This is a genomic window from Alteromonas antoniana (genome assembly GCF_019249295.1).
GTDB classification, from domain to species: Bacteria; Pseudomonadota; Gammaproteobacteria; order Enterobacterales; family Alteromonadaceae; genus Alteromonas; species Alteromonas antoniana.
In genome coordinates this window covers 1-13,611 of the sequence record NZ_JAESDH010000050.1, presented here as the reverse complement: position 1 = coordinate 13,611, position 13,611 = coordinate 1, and the positions used below count along the sequence as shown (strand labels likewise).

Sequence of the window (13,611 nt, the reverse complement as noted above, 5' to 3'; positions counted from 1 at the left end):
CCCCGGGTTGTGAGGAAGAGACCGACTAAATATCCCACAAAGAAAAATGCCAGTCAGCTTAACTGACTGGCATTAGGTGAACACCGGCTTTTTATGACTTACTAATACGCAAAGTTTAAGTTGCGCCTGATAGGGAAACTACTTCTTGCTCATACGCTTATACTTAAGACGGTGCGGCTCAACCACGTCCTGCCCAAATTCCTGCTTAAGCCAGCTTTCGTAGTCGGTATAGTTACCTTCAAAGAAGTTAATTTTACCTTCATCGCGGTAATCCAGAATATGGGTGGCTACGCGGTCAAGGAACCAGCGATCGTGCGAGATAACCATGGCACAGCCCGGGAATTCCAGCAGGGCATTTTCCAGAGCCCGCAAGGTTTCAACGTCAAGGTCGTTGGTTGGTTCATCGAGCAGCAAGACGTTACCGCCGGCTTTCAACAGTTTGGCCAGGTGCACCCGGTTACGTTCACCACCGGAAAGGTCTTTAATGAACTTCTGTTGGTCTGTGCCTTTGAAATTGAATCGACTGCAATAGGCGCGACTGTTTATTTCAAAGTTACCGATGCGGATGATGTCCTGATCGTCAGAGATTTCTTTCCACACGGTATTGTTTTCATTCATGTGGTCGCGGAATTGTTCAACGCTGGCAATTTGTACTGACTCACCAATATCAATGTTGCCTGAATCAGGCTGCTCAGCCCCGGTCAGCATACGGAACAGGGTCGATTTACCCGCACCGTTCGGGCCGATGATCCCGACAATTCCACCTTTAGGCACCTTGAATGTCAGATCATCAATTAATACCCGATCGCCATAAGCTTTGCTCAGGTGCTCAACATCGATGACTTTATCACCCAATCGCTCACCTGGTGGAATGAACAGCTCATTGGTTTCGTTACGTTTCTGGTAGTCGCCGGTAGACAGCTCTTCAAAACGGGCCATACGGGCTTTGCTTTTCGCATGACGACCTTTCGGGTTAGACCGCACCCATTCCAGTTCCTGCTTGATCGATTTCTGACGCGCAGACTCAGTGCGCTCTTCCTGTTCAAGACGTTGTTCTTTCTGTTCAAGCCAGGATGAATAGTTGCCTTCCCAGGGAATACCTTCACCTCGGTCGAGTTCCAAAATCCATCCCGCCACATTATCCAGGAAATAACGGTCGTGGGTAATGGCGACCACGGTGCCTTCGTAGTCGTGAAGGAAGCGCTCCAGCCAGGCAACGGATTCGGCATCAAGGTGGTTGGTGGGTTCGTCAAGAAGCAGCATATCCGGCTTCTCGAGAAGCAGGCGGCACAAGGCTACACGGCGGCGCTCACCCCCGGAGAGTTTCGAAACATCCGCATCCCATGGCGGCAGGCGAAGTGCATCGGCAGCACGCTCTAATGCATTTTCCAGGTTATGGCCATCTTTGGCCTGAATGATGGCTTCCAGCTCGCCTTGTTCTTTGGCCAAAGCGTCAAAGTCAGCTTCAGGATCGGCGTACGCCGCATAGACTTCGTCCAGACGAGTGAGTGCGTGCGCAACGTCAGCAACGGCCTCTTCGATATTACCGCGAACATCTTTAGATTCGTCCAGTTTAGGCTCCTGTGGCAGGTAGCCAATATTGATGCCCGGCTGAGGGCGGGCTTCACCTTCGATGTCGGTGTCAACACCGGCCATGATACGAAGCAGAGTAGATTTACCCGCACCATTAAGACCGAGCACACCGATTTTTGCGCCAGGGAAAAAACTTAGAGAAATATCTTTCAGAATGAAGCGGTTAGGCGGAACAATCTTACCTACCCGGTGCATGCTGTATACGTACTGTGACATTGTGTGTCCTTGCCCGGAAAATAAAGCCGGTATTGTACTCGTAATCTCCCCGGTTCGGCTAGAGCCTGTTTAGCTTTGTTCATTTCTTTGTCTGTTCCTGGCGGAACCTGACAGCCTTGGTGGTGTCCTCTTTATTGCTACTGGTTTGCCGGTGGAGCCGGCCCTGTATTTCGTGTTTGTGCAAGAAGAGGGGCGGGGAAAGGTAAGGAGTGATTGAATCACCCCTTCTTAAACAAGGGATATAGAAAATAGTGAAAAGGATGCACTGATGAAATGGATTGTTATTGTTCCACTTTTTCTCCTGAGCTCGATTTTACTTCACGAGTCAGGGCATGCACTCACAGCTTATCTTCTGGGTGTGGAGAATCTAGCTATCCGTATCTGGCCGGGCATTACGCTTTTCAGCACATTTGCAGACTATGAGTATCTTATGCTGGCAAAGTCGCCGATGTCTGGTGTGGCATCGACAGAGTTATTCTTTTTGCCTGACACCTTTTCCCGGATGGATAGCGGGCTTTGTATGTTGATGGGAAGCGGAATAACCTTCGTCATTTCGCTAATCTGCCTCATTTGGTACAGCGCGTATCGGCCTTCCGGTATACAAAAAGCGTGTTGTATTGCTGGCATGTTATTGGTGTATGACGCTTTTACTTATGTCATTTTCCCTACGGTATTTGGTGTTCGGCATCTTATCGTTATTGGTGGAGACAAGCCTGAGCCTCTTATCGCGCTGGAGTATCTGGGAGTGGGGACAACGGCAGTCAGTGTCATTATTTGTTGTCTGATTGCGCAGGTCGTCGTGACCGGCTGGCTCCTCTATACCCGACGGTAAAACACTGTGGCAAAAATAGTGCTGCATGCCCTTTTTCCGGGCCACCTGATGGCATTATTTTGTGACGCACCGAGAAAAAAGAGGTGTAAGCGCACGTGTGGCCGCGCGCCATGACTCATTTTACCAAAGCGCAGTCGCATTCTGTTGCAATTACTGGCGTGCAATATGATGCTTATTTATCCATGCTGAATACTTTCATGCCGTAGCTTTCAGACTACGCTTACATAAAAAAGGGAATAATAAATGACGATTCAAAAATGGGGCGGGGCAGCGGCAATCTTACAGGGGCTGACCTATATTTTCGGCTTTGTACTGTTTTTTGGCATTCTGGACACTGGCGGTCATGATACTCCTGAACTGTTTCTCGAGTTTGTGATACAGCATCGTGATACCTACTTTTTCGGGTATGTTGTGATTGGGGTGGTATTCAGCTTTGCACTGATGGTTCTGGTGCAGGCTATGTATGCATGCTTAAAGCATGAGGCGCCTGAGTTGATGAAGTTTGCCGCGGTGGTCGGGTATATGTGGGTGTTTATCGTCATGTCGAGCAGCCTGATTTTTCTCACCAGTCTCAATCCACTGGCAACCTATTTTGAGCAGGATCCCCAGCAGGCACTGATAATCAGCCGTACGATAACCATCATCGTTGATGCATTGGGCGGCGGCATTGAGTTAATCGGTGCGGTTTGGTTACTTACAGTGAGTGCTGTGGGCATAAGAAGCAGGGTTTTCGGGAGACCTGTCCACTACTGGGGCATTGTCGTCGGTATCAGTGGCGTGCTGACCTTGTTTTCCGGGTTGTCTTTTCTGGCGACGAATCCTCTTTTTGAGGTCACGACGGCAATCTTCGGCCTCGGTCAGATTGTCTGGTTTCTGTGCGTGGGCGTTTTGATGATAAGAGCCTCAGACCACGACAAAGCACCAGGCTCGGCCGGGCTTACATAATAGTGATGCATAGAGAGCGGTTCACACAGACCGTTACAAACGGCGGCCAAATACGTGGCAAAAGAGTGAGGCAGCGCGTTAGCGTCTGTATGCAGCTAAACGCTGCAATAGCGCGAAACGTAAAAAGAGAAGCGTAATGCTGCTTCTCTTTTCTGCGCGTAATCGTTCATCAAATGGAAGCTTGGTTGCTCGTCGTTAGTCTGTTGTCGTGGCGGAGCGGCTATAAGCGTCAGTGCCCCAAAGCGGCACGGTGGAAAGGCTGTGCTTGAAACTACCGGAGGTCTCTTTCGTTGAATACGCCAGGTACATTAGCGTCTGGTTTTCTGCATCCAGGATCCGACGGATTTTCATTGACTTAAAAAAGATACTTTTGGATTTGGTAAACAGCACTTCACCGTCGTCACTCTTATCTATCTGAGACAACATGTCCGGTGTTATCGGGCCGGTTTGACGGCAGGCGATGGAGCTGTCGGACGGGTCAGATAAATCCAGGTTCGCTTCAATGCTGGACACATGGCAGGTTACACCTGTTATCACCGGGTCGGTGAAGGCATCTAACTTAATGTCTTTGGTTGTGAACACGCCCAAAGATACATCACCGACTTCGTTTCTGTCACAACCGCTAAGTAACAGAACGAGTAATACACAATAAAGTGAACGCATGCAAAGCTCTCCTTGATATGAATGATGACGTTTCGCTGAAAGCTGGCTGTCACAAAATGGCAGCCAGCTTTCAGATACCCCGTCCCGGGAAATACGTGATGCCATAACCCGCATGGCAACTTGTTCAGAGCATATCAGTTTCACAGGGGAAGTGTTAGAAAGTCGCACCGGCCAGGTATGTTATCCACCAAATTGCTTGTCGACATTATTCAGGTCTGTCGCAGGCGCAGCCGATATCAACCTGTTTTTTCTCGGGGACGGCGGTTTTGGTACATTGATTCATCAGTTAACTGCTTTTTCAGACAACCAGTAAGGACTGCGCTGAAAAAATGCAGTAGCATTGTCGCCAGTAAAAAGCGGGTTAGGATATTCTGATGACAGCATTAAATAAGCGCACCTACACGCTCGAAGAACTTGCAGCGCATGTTCAGGGCGAATGGGTAGGAGATAACGAACACGTCTTGTCAGGCGTAGGCACACTTTCAGCAGCGTCGGTACAGCAAATTTCTTTTCTGACCAACCCAAAATACAAACCGCAGCTAAAGGATACCCAGGCTGGCGCAGTCATTGTTCATGACAAAATGCGTGATGACGTTAGCGGCAACGCGTTAGTGGTAGAAAATCCTCACGCGGCATTTGCCCGTATCGCACAGTTGTTTGACACCACGCCGCCGGTTGCCTCAGGCATTGCTGATACGGCTGTCGTTGCGGCGTCTGCCAACGTAGGTAGCGGTGTGTCTTTAGGTGAGCACGTTATTATTGAGGATAACGTGGTGTTAGGGGACAACGTAAGCATCGGGGCAAATACGGTAGTTCGCAAAGGCACACATATCGGAGAAAGCTCGACTATCCACCCCAACGTGACCATTTACCATGAAGTGAAAATCGGCAAGCGAGTCTGTATTCATAGTCAGACTGTGATCGGTGCTGCCGGTTTCGGATACGCCAACGATAAGGGCACGTGGCTGCCTATTCCTCAGACTGGCAGTGTGCAAATCGGCGATGATAGTCAGATAGGTGCCAGTTCCAGTATTGACCGCGGAGCGATGGAAGACACCATTATCGGAAAGAACGTCATTATCGATAATCAGGTGCAGGTGGGCCATAACTGTATTATTGGCGATCACTCCTGTATTTGCGGTACCACGGGCATAGCCGGCAGTTGTCATATTGGTAAGTATGTTATCCTTGGTGGTGGCTGTGGCGTGAACGGGCACATCAGTATCTGCGATAATGTGCAGGTAACCGGTTATACCATGATTGTTCAGGATATCACGGAGCCAGGCGTGTACTCTTCAGGGCAGCCAGCCATGAAAAACCGCGAGTGGCGGAAAAATGCAGTGCGCCTGAAGCAAATTGACAGTCTGTATGACAGAGTCAAAGCGCTGGAAAAAGCCAACTGACAGTGATGGAAAAAGGGCAGCGAAAGCTGCCTTTTTGTTCTGAAGCGGCTCGTCTTTGGTAAATTGCGCCCCGCTAGCGGGCTATCCCATGCGGACATACGGGTAACCTGGTATCTCGATACGCTCAGGGGCCAGGTGGCAATTGTATTGTTCTCTGAACACTACCATCGTAAAAAAAGGTCACCGCTGACATCGAAGCAACGAAACTTTACGCATATTTAAAACAAATCGCGACATGATGACGTAAAGTTGTGGTGATTTACCGAAATGAATAAAGAAGTGGGTATTTGATATTCATAAATCAGCTATAAAGCGGTATACATAGCGCCCAAAATGACTAGAATATGCGTTCGATAATGCCATCTAAACCGCAGTTAAGGAGCCTCCATGTTACCTCGCGAATCGAATATTGCTGATTTTGATCCTGAATTGGCCGATGCCATGGCCAAAGAAGTTGTTCGTCAGGAACAGCATATTGAGCTTATTGCGTCTGAAAACTATTGCAGCCCACGAGTCATGGAAGCGCAGGGTTCTCAGTTAACCAACAAGTATGCGGAAGGGTATCCGGGCAAGCGCTATTACGGCGGTTGTGAATACGTTGACGTGGTTGAGCAACTGGCGATTGATCGCGCTAAACAACTGTTTGGTGCTGATTATGCCAACGTGCAACCGCACTCAGGTTCGCAGGCGAACTCCGCTGTCTTTATGGCACTGCTTGACGCCGGCGATACCGTGCTGGGCATGAGCCTGTCAGAAGGTGGTCACCTGACTCACGGTTCTCACGTTAACTTTTCTGGTAAAACTTATAATGCGGTTCAGTATGGTTTGAATCATGATACCGGCGAAATCGACTATGAACAGGTTGAAGCGCTGGCAATGGAGCACAAGCCAAAAATGATCATAGGCGGCTTCTCTGCCTATTCCGGTATTGTTGACTGGCAGCGTTTTCGCGAAATTGCAGATAAAGTTGGTGCCTACTTGCTGGTGGACATGGCGCACGTTGCCGGTTTGATTGCGGCGGGCGTGTATCCTAACCCACTGCCACATGCGCACGTGGTGACTACCACAACGCATAAGACTCTGGCTGGCCCACGCAGCGGTCTGATCCTGTCGGCGTGCGGTGACGAAACCATTTACAAAAAACTGAACAGCTCGGTATTCCCGGGTAATCAGGGTGGCCCGTTGTGTCACGTTATTGCGGCAAAAGCCGTGGCGTTCAAAGAAGCATTACAGCCTGAATTCAAAACTTATCAGCAACAGGTAGTGAAAAACGCCAAAGCAATGGTAGCAGTGATGCAGGAGCGCGGTTATAAAATTGTCTCTAACGGCACCGAAAACCACCTGTTCCTGCTGGATCTGATTGATAAAGACATCACCGGTAAAGATGCTGATGCCGCGCTGGGTCGCTCAAACATTACGGTGAACAAGAACTCCGTGCCTAACGATCCGCGTTCTCCGTTCGTAACCAGTGGACTGCGTATTGGTAGCCCGGCCATCACGCGTCGTGGCTTTAAAGAAGACGAAGCCAAGCAGGTTGCCACCTGGATGTGTGATGTGCTGGATAATCTGGGTGACGAGAGTGTTGAAGCGCGCGTTAAGCAGGAAGTTATTGACCTGTGCGCTAAATTCCCGGTTTATGCTTAACTACTGAAATAGCGTTGTTCTCTTTGTCGGGGGCAACGCCCCCGTTTAAGAGGTTCCCCGCATGTTTTGTCCGTTCTGCTCCGCACAGGAAACCAAGGTAATCGATTCACGTCTCGTCGCTGAAGGGCACCAGGTGCGCCGTCGTCGTGAGTGTCTCGATTGTCATGAACGGTTCACTACCTTTGAAAGTGCGGAACTGGTGATGCCTCGCGTGATTAAACGCGATGGCTCACGAGAACCATTCAATGAAGATAAGTTGCGTGCAGGACTGCAGCGGGCATTGGAAAAACGCCCGGTCAGCACGGAAAAAGTCGAACAGTGCATCTTATCTATCAAATCGCAGTTGCGGGCGACCGGCGAACGTGAGATTGAAAGCGAGCTTTTGGGTAACCTCATAATGAATGCGCTGAAAGATCTCGATAAAGTGGCTTATGTGCGTTTTGCTTCGGTCTATCGCTCGTTTGAAGACATTCGCGAGTTCGGTGAAGAAATTGCCCGACTTGGTGAAAAATGACCACTTCGGCAGGGAATAACGCCATGCCTCAAGCGATAAAAACCGACTTTACATGGATGGCAAAAGCCATTCAGCTAGCCCGTAAAGGCCTATACACCACCTCACCAAACCCCCGTGTAGGCTGCGTGATTCTCGACGCGCAAGGCAATCACGCCGGTGAAGGTTTCCATATTCAGGCGGGGACGCCGCACGCCGAAGTACACGCTCTGCGTCAGGCTGGCTCGCGCGCAAGCGGGGGGACGGCCTATGTTACTTTAGAACCCTGCAGTCATTTTGGCAGAACGCCTCCCTGTGCAAATGCGCTGATAGAAGCTGGCATAAAGCGCGTGGTTGTGGCAATGACGGATCCGAATCCCAATGTCAGCGGAAACGGTATAAAACGCTTGCAGGATAACGGGATCGTCGTCGTCACCGACGTTATGGCCACAGAATCTGCTGCGTTAAATCCGGGCTTTATTAAACGCATGATGACAGGTAAACCCTATGTGCGTCTGAAGCTTGGCATTAGTCTGGATGGTAAAATTGCGCTGGAAAACGGCGTCAGTCAGTGGATCACAGGGCCCGATGCCCGTCGTGATGTACAACGATTCCGGGCACAAAGCTGCGCTATTCTCACCGGCTCCGGCACTGCGCTGGCTGACAACCCCAGTCTGCTGGTGCGTCCGTCAGAGGCAGAATTTGCAGACTATCCGGCAGAGTCGCTGCGACAGCCGGTTCGTGTGGTGGTTGACAGCAATCGTAACCTGCCTGGTGATCTGCAAATGTTTACCGATAGTCAGCCTACGTTTATTGCCACCGTAGAGCGACCGGCTGAGACTGAGAACGTGGCGCATTTGTTATCCTTGTCACCCAAGCAGGGCAAAGTGGATCTTGCTGAGCTTATGGGGCGTTTGGGCGATATGCAGTTCAACGAAGTGTGGGTAGAGGCTGGCCCCGGTCTTGCGGGCGCGCTGCTTAACGCCGGTGAGGTTGATGAGCTTATTGTTTATCAGGCGCCAAAATTGTTAGGTGATAAAGCACAGTCAATGGTGGATTTGCCATCATTTACTGCGCTTAGTCAGACCATTTCATTGCAACGGACGGATAGTCGTCAGCTTGGTGAGGATATTCGTATGCAATTCAACGTACTGCCCAAAGGGCACGTTTAAGTATTCACAGGAGAGCCGGGATGTTTACTGGTATTATCGAAGCGCTGGGAACCATTACGAAACTGGAGCGTCGTGGCGAAGATATTCGGCTCACTGTATCGTCAGACAAGCTGGATATGTCAGATGTGGCGCTGGGCGACAGTATTGCCACCAACGGTGTCTGTCTGACGGTGACCGATATGGGCAGCGATTATTACTGTGCTGATGTATCGGCAGAGACAATTAAATATACCGGTTTTGCACACTACCGGTCAGGGTCAAAAGTGAACCTTGAGAAAGCAATGCGTCCGGTTGACCGTTTTGGCGGGCACATAGTATCAGGCCACGTTGATGGTGTAGGTACAGTATCGCGAATTGAAAAGCATACCGACTACGTTGAAATCTGGGTAAAAGCACCCACATCACTGGCAAAATACATTGCGCATAAAGGCAGCATTACGGTTGATGGCGTAAGCCTGACAGTAAACGATGTGAATGGCGCAGAGTTTATGTTGTGGATCATTCCACATACACTGCAGGAAACGGTAATTGGTACATACAAGCCAGGCTCGTCTGTGAATCTGGAAGTTGACGTTGTGGCCCGTTATCTGGAACGTTTGATGCTGGGAGATAAAGCCGCAGAACCCGACGCCAAGAGTGGGATTAGTATGGCTTTTCTGGCAGAAAACGGTTTTTTAAAAAAATAATACCCTACAAGAAGCACCCAATATTATGGCACTGAATACCCCGCAAGAAATTATTGAAGACATTCGTCAGGGCAAAATGGTCATTCTGATGGATGATGAGGATCGCGAGAACGAAGGCGACCTTATCATGGCTGCCGAGCATGTTACGCCGGAAGCGATAAACTTTATGGTGACCCACGCCCGCGGGCTGGTATGTTTGCCCATGACGCAGGAGCGCTGTAAGCGACTGAATCTGCCGTTGATGGTAGATAAAAACGAAGCGCAGTTTTCTACTAACTTTACGGTTTCCATAGAAGCCGCCCGAGGCGTGACCACAGGCATTTCTGCTGCTGATCGTGCCACTACGATTCTGGCGGCAGTGTCGCCGGATGCAAAAGCCACGGATATCGTGCAGCCTGGCCATATTTTCCCATTAATCGCCAAAGAAGGTGGTGTGCTTAACCGTGCCGGTCATACTGAAGCTGGCGTTGATCTGCCGCGTCTTGCCGGTTGCGAGCCTGCAGGCGTCATTGTGGAAATTCTGAATGAAGACGGTACCATGGCCCGCCGTCCTCAACTTGAGTCATTCGCTGAAAAACATAACCTGAAAATTGGTACTATTGCCGATCTTATCGAATACCGGAATCTCAACGAGACAACCATCGAAAAGGTCGCGCAATGTCATTTGCCGACGGAATATGGTGATTTCGAACTGCATACTTTTAAGGATGTGATTGATAACCAAATTCACTTTGCGTTGAAGAAAGGCGAAGTGACAGCGGATGACCCAACTCTTGTGCGCGTGCATCTGCACAACACCTTTAGCGATCTGCTGGGCTCTACGCGCGGTATTAACCGGTCGATGACGCTGCCTGAAGCGATGCAACGCATCGCAAACGAAGGTGGTGTGGTAGTGATCCTGGGTAAAGAAGAGCAGATTGAAAGTCAGGTTCGACGCTTCGCTGCCGAAGATCGCGGTGAGCAGCCAACCGGCAAGGAATGGCAGGGCTCGTCACGCACCATTGGCGTTGGCAGTCAAATCCTGGCAAGCCTCGGTGTGCAAAAGATGCGTCTGCTGAGTAAACCCATTAAATATCATGCGTTATCCGGCTACGGGCTGGAAGTGGTGGAATACATTCACGAACAGTAAGGCTGAACACAGGGAGAAGCGACGACAGACCCGTTCGCGCTTTTTCTGAACAAACATTCGATTTAGTTTGCGCGTAGTTGTGCTATACTGCGCGCCGTTTTTTCTCGAGGAAAGAAATCATGCAGGTCATTGAAGGTAACATTAGAGCGACCGGTAAGAAATTCGCCATTGTCGTATCCCGTTTCAACAGTTTTGTTGTAGAGAGCCTTTTAGAAGGCGCGCTGGACACGCTGGAGCGTCACGGTGAAGTTGGTGATGAAGATATCACTGTAGTTCGTGTACCTGGCGCTTACGAGTTGCCTGTGGTTGCCAAAAAGCTGGCTGAAAAGAAATCTTTCGATGCGATCATTGCACTTGGCGCAGTTATCCGTGGCGGTACGCCGCATTTTGATTTTGTTGCTGGTGAATGTAACAAAGGGCTGGCGCAGGTGTCTCTGGAATACGGTATCCCGCTGTCGTTTGGTGTTATCACCACTGACTCTATTGAACAAGCCATCGAACGTTCTGGCACCAAAGCCGGTAACAAAGGCGCAGAAGCCGCTCTTGGCGCGCTGGAAATGGTTAATGTCATCGACGCTGTCGATAAATTATAAGGTCACTTAAGTGAAAGTCTCAGCACGTCATAAAGCACGGGAACTTGCCCTTCAGGGAATCTATTCCTGGCAAATGAGTAAAAATGCCATTGAGCAGGTAGAGCTGGCACTGGCGACCAGCAACGATATGCAAAAAGTCGATCTGGCTTATTTTCAGTCGTTGCTTCGTGGTGTCGCGAACGATGCCGGTGCGGTAGATTCTGCAATACGTCCTTACCTGGGACGTTTGCCGGAAGAGCTCGATCCTATCGAAAAAGCTATCTTGCGACTGGCTACCTTCGAACTGACTCAGCGCATGGACGTGCCATATCGTGTCATCATCAATGAAGCCATTGAACTGGCAAAGTCATTTGGTGCCGAAGAAAGTCATAAATTCATCAATGGTGCACTGGACAAAGCGGTTCGTACTTTACGTAAAGACGAGCGCGGTTAATCCGTGCGCTTCCGGCGAGGCCATTCGTGCCACGCCGTAACGCAATAGTTGAACACTGTGAAAGAATTTGACCTTATAGGCCGCTATTTCTCTGAAGGCGGTCATCAACGCAAAGACGTTGTCGTAGGGATTGGCGACGACTGTGCGATAACCACTATAGCCGAAAATCAACAACTGGCCGTGACGACAGATACCTTAGTCGGGGGCGTTCATTTTCTGATGGATGCTCCTGCTAAATCGGTAGCCTATAAAGCCGTGGCAGTAAACCTCAGTGACCTCGCTGCAATGGGAGCCGAGCCTTCCTGGATCAGCTTGTCGTTGTCACTTCCTGAAGTCGATGAGGTGTGGCTGCAGGAGTTTGTTTCCGGTCTCTACGAACTTACTCAATATTACTCCGTTCAGCTAATCGGCGGTGATACGGTGCGCGGCCCGCTGTCGATGACCATCACAGCACAGGGGTTTGTTCCACCGGGAGCAGCCTTACAGCGCGCTCATGCGAAGCCGGGCGACTGGTTATATGTCACCGGCACGCTGGGCGACGCAGGTGCTGGATTAGATATATTGCAGGACAAGCTTGAAGCATCCGGTGAAGAGCGTGATTACCTTATTAAGCGTCACCTGTATCCTACACCACGTGTTGCTGCGGGGACGGCATTGCGCAGAACGGCAAATGCGTGTATCGATGTGTCTGACGGGCTTCTGGCTGATTTGTCACACATTCTGCGTGCATCAGGGTGTGGTGCCTGCGTACATGTTGATCGCTTACCGATTTCACGGGCGCTTTATCAGGTGGTGGATGCTAAAGCGGCATACAACTATGCGCTGACAGCCGGCGACGATTACGAGCTGATTTTCACCGTGAGTGAAGAGCAGCGTGGAAACCTGGAAACGTCGTTGACCAGTACCAACGTAAAAGCCACGTGCATCGGCCAGATAACCGGGCATAACGGACAGCTTGATCTTAAGCTGCACAATACGCCTTACAAGAAGCCAGAAAAAAATGGCTACGAGCACACCTTCTGATGCAAAGTGAGTATCGTGAACGGGTAAGTATGAAAAATCCGGTGCATTTTCTTGCACTGGGGTTTGGCAGCGGGTTAATACCGGTGATGCCCGGTACCTTTGGCTCGCTGGCGGCCATACCATTACTTCTTGTTTGCTCCACATTGAGCGAGACCCTGTTTCTCGCCGTGACGATACTTTGCTGCCTTGCCGGCATTTACTTTTGCGGTAAAACGGCCGACGACATGCAGGTACATGATCACGGCTCAATCGTCTGGGACGAAGTGGCAGGCATGTTTGTAACCTTTCTGTTTTTGCCGTTATCCTGGCCCTACCTGGTAGCGGGCTTTCTGTTATTTCGCATATTCGATATTTTAAAACCCTGGCCAATAGGCGTTATCGATAAGCGCCTGCATGGCGGTACCGGCATTATGCTGGACGATATCCTGGCTGGCGTCATGGCCTGCCTGTCATTGCACCTTATCACTGTTCTGTGGCCTCACTGGTTGATTGGTCTGGCATCGTAAGGTCTGAACCGCAGGTATCGCGCTGAGACTACCGTTTAGCATGTGGCTGCTGTGGTTGGCAGTGCCATCTATCGATTCTCTTCTCCTAACACAGCTCTTATTCGGTTGTATTACCCGGTCTGACCTGATTGCCGCAGAACAGGGTGAGGCGGGACAGCTCTGGTAAATTGTTTTTCATAGTCTGAATAGAAAAAAGCCAGCATTGATGCCTGTCTCTTGATCACAAGTCAGCCTCCAGAGACCTGGCAATGTCGTAACCCTCAAGGATGGTTTGCAACTTAAA

At 50.1% G+C, this 13,611-nt stretch carries 14 protein-coding genes; 12 read left to right on the top strand and 2 right to left on the bottom strand.

What is annotated here, in order from left to right:
* Positions 1-138 precede the first annotated feature (138 nt).
* Positions 139-1,809, bottom strand: a complete 1,671-nt coding sequence (ettA, locus tag JKP77_RS21675; protein WP_218313268.1) for an energy-dependent translational throttle protein EttA — start codon at positions 1,807-1,809, stop codon at positions 139-141.
* Between the two features lie 268 nt (positions 1,810-2,077).
* On the opposite strand from ettA, the gene JKP77_RS21670 reads away from it, so the two are divergent.
* Positions 2,078-2,641, top strand: coding sequence for a hypothetical protein (locus JKP77_RS21670; protein ID WP_218313267.1), 564 nt, complete (start codon positions 2,078-2,080; stop codon positions 2,639-2,641).
* Positions 2,642-2,884: 243 nt separating this feature from the next.
* Positions 2,885-3,586 carry a DUF4386 family protein gene (locus JKP77_RS21665; protein WP_218313266.1) on the top strand — a complete coding sequence of 234 codons (702 nt, stop codon included), beginning with the start codon at positions 2,885-2,887 and terminating at the stop codon, positions 3,584-3,586.
* A 195-nt stretch (positions 3,587-3,781) separates the two neighbouring features.
* On the opposite strand, the gene JKP77_RS21660 is transcribed toward JKP77_RS21665, so the two are convergent.
* Positions 3,782-4,249 carry a CreA family protein gene (locus JKP77_RS21660; protein WP_218313265.1) on the bottom strand — a complete coding sequence of 156 codons (468 nt, stop codon included), beginning with the start codon at positions 4,247-4,249 and terminating at the stop codon, positions 3,782-3,784.
* A 374-nt stretch (positions 4,250-4,623) separates the two neighbouring features.
* Between JKP77_RS21660 and lpxD the strand changes: the two genes are divergently transcribed.
* The 10 genes from lpxD to JKP77_RS21610 all read left to right on the top strand — a co-directional run bounded on the left by lpxD (position 4,624) and on the right by JKP77_RS21610 (position 13,328).
* Positions 4,624-5,652 (top strand): UDP-3-O-(3-hydroxymyristoyl)glucosamine N-acyltransferase, encoded by a 1,029-nt coding sequence (lpxD, locus tag JKP77_RS21655; RefSeq protein WP_218313264.1) that lies wholly within the window; start codon positions 4,624-4,626, stop codon positions 5,650-5,652.
* 387 nt (positions 5,653-6,039) lie between these two features.
* The gene (glyA, locus tag JKP77_RS21650; RefSeq protein WP_218313263.1) at positions 6,040-7,296 is read left to right on the top strand and encodes a serine hydroxymethyltransferase; all 1,257 of its coding nucleotides are present in this window, start codon (positions 6,040-6,042) and stop codon (positions 7,294-7,296) included.
* Between the two features lie 61 nt (positions 7,297-7,357).
* Entirely contained in the window at positions 7,358-7,810 is a 453-nt protein-coding gene (nrdR, locus tag JKP77_RS21645; protein ID WP_218313262.1) for a transcriptional regulator NrdR, read from the top strand.
* A gap of 23 nt (positions 7,811-7,833) precedes the next feature.
* A complete protein-coding gene (ribD, locus tag JKP77_RS21640; RefSeq protein WP_246601332.1) occupies positions 7,834-8,958 on the top strand; it encodes a bifunctional diaminohydroxyphosphoribosylaminopyrimidine deaminase/5-amino-6-(5-phosphoribosylamino)uracil reductase RibD in 1,125 nt (374 codons plus the stop codon).
* 20 nt (positions 8,959-8,978) lie between these two features.
* Positions 8,979-9,644 (top strand): riboflavin synthase, encoded by a 666-nt coding sequence (locus JKP77_RS21635; protein WP_218313260.1) that lies wholly within the window; start codon positions 8,979-8,981, stop codon positions 9,642-9,644.
* Positions 9,645-9,669: 25 nt separating this feature from the next.
* Positions 9,670-10,773 carry a bifunctional 3,4-dihydroxy-2-butanone-4-phosphate synthase/GTP cyclohydrolase II gene (gene ribBA, locus JKP77_RS21630; protein WP_218313259.1) on the top strand — a complete coding sequence of 368 codons (1,104 nt, stop codon included), beginning with the start codon at positions 9,670-9,672 and terminating at the stop codon, positions 10,771-10,773.
* A gap of 119 nt (positions 10,774-10,892) precedes the next feature.
* On the top strand, positions 10,893-11,366 hold the full coding sequence (gene ribH / locus JKP77_RS21625) for a 6,7-dimethyl-8-ribityllumazine synthase (protein WP_218313258.1): 474 nt from the start codon (positions 10,893-10,895) through the stop codon (positions 11,364-11,366).
* Between the two features lie 10 nt (positions 11,367-11,376).
* Positions 11,377-11,799 (top strand): transcription antitermination factor NusB, encoded by a 423-nt coding sequence (gene nusB / locus JKP77_RS21620; RefSeq protein ID WP_218313257.1) that lies wholly within the window; start codon positions 11,377-11,379, stop codon positions 11,797-11,799.
* A gap of 57 nt (positions 11,800-11,856) precedes the next feature.
* Positions 11,857-12,822, top strand: a complete 966-nt coding sequence (thiL, locus tag JKP77_RS21615; protein ID WP_218313256.1) for a thiamine-phosphate kinase — start codon at positions 11,857-11,859, stop codon at positions 12,820-12,822.
* A complete protein-coding gene (locus JKP77_RS21610; RefSeq protein ID WP_218313255.1) occupies positions 12,822-13,328 on the top strand; it encodes a phosphatidylglycerophosphatase A family protein in 507 nt (168 codons plus the stop codon). The genes thiL and JKP77_RS21610 overlap by 1 nt, the downstream gene beginning before the upstream one ends.
* Positions 13,329-13,611 lie beyond the last annotated feature (283 nt).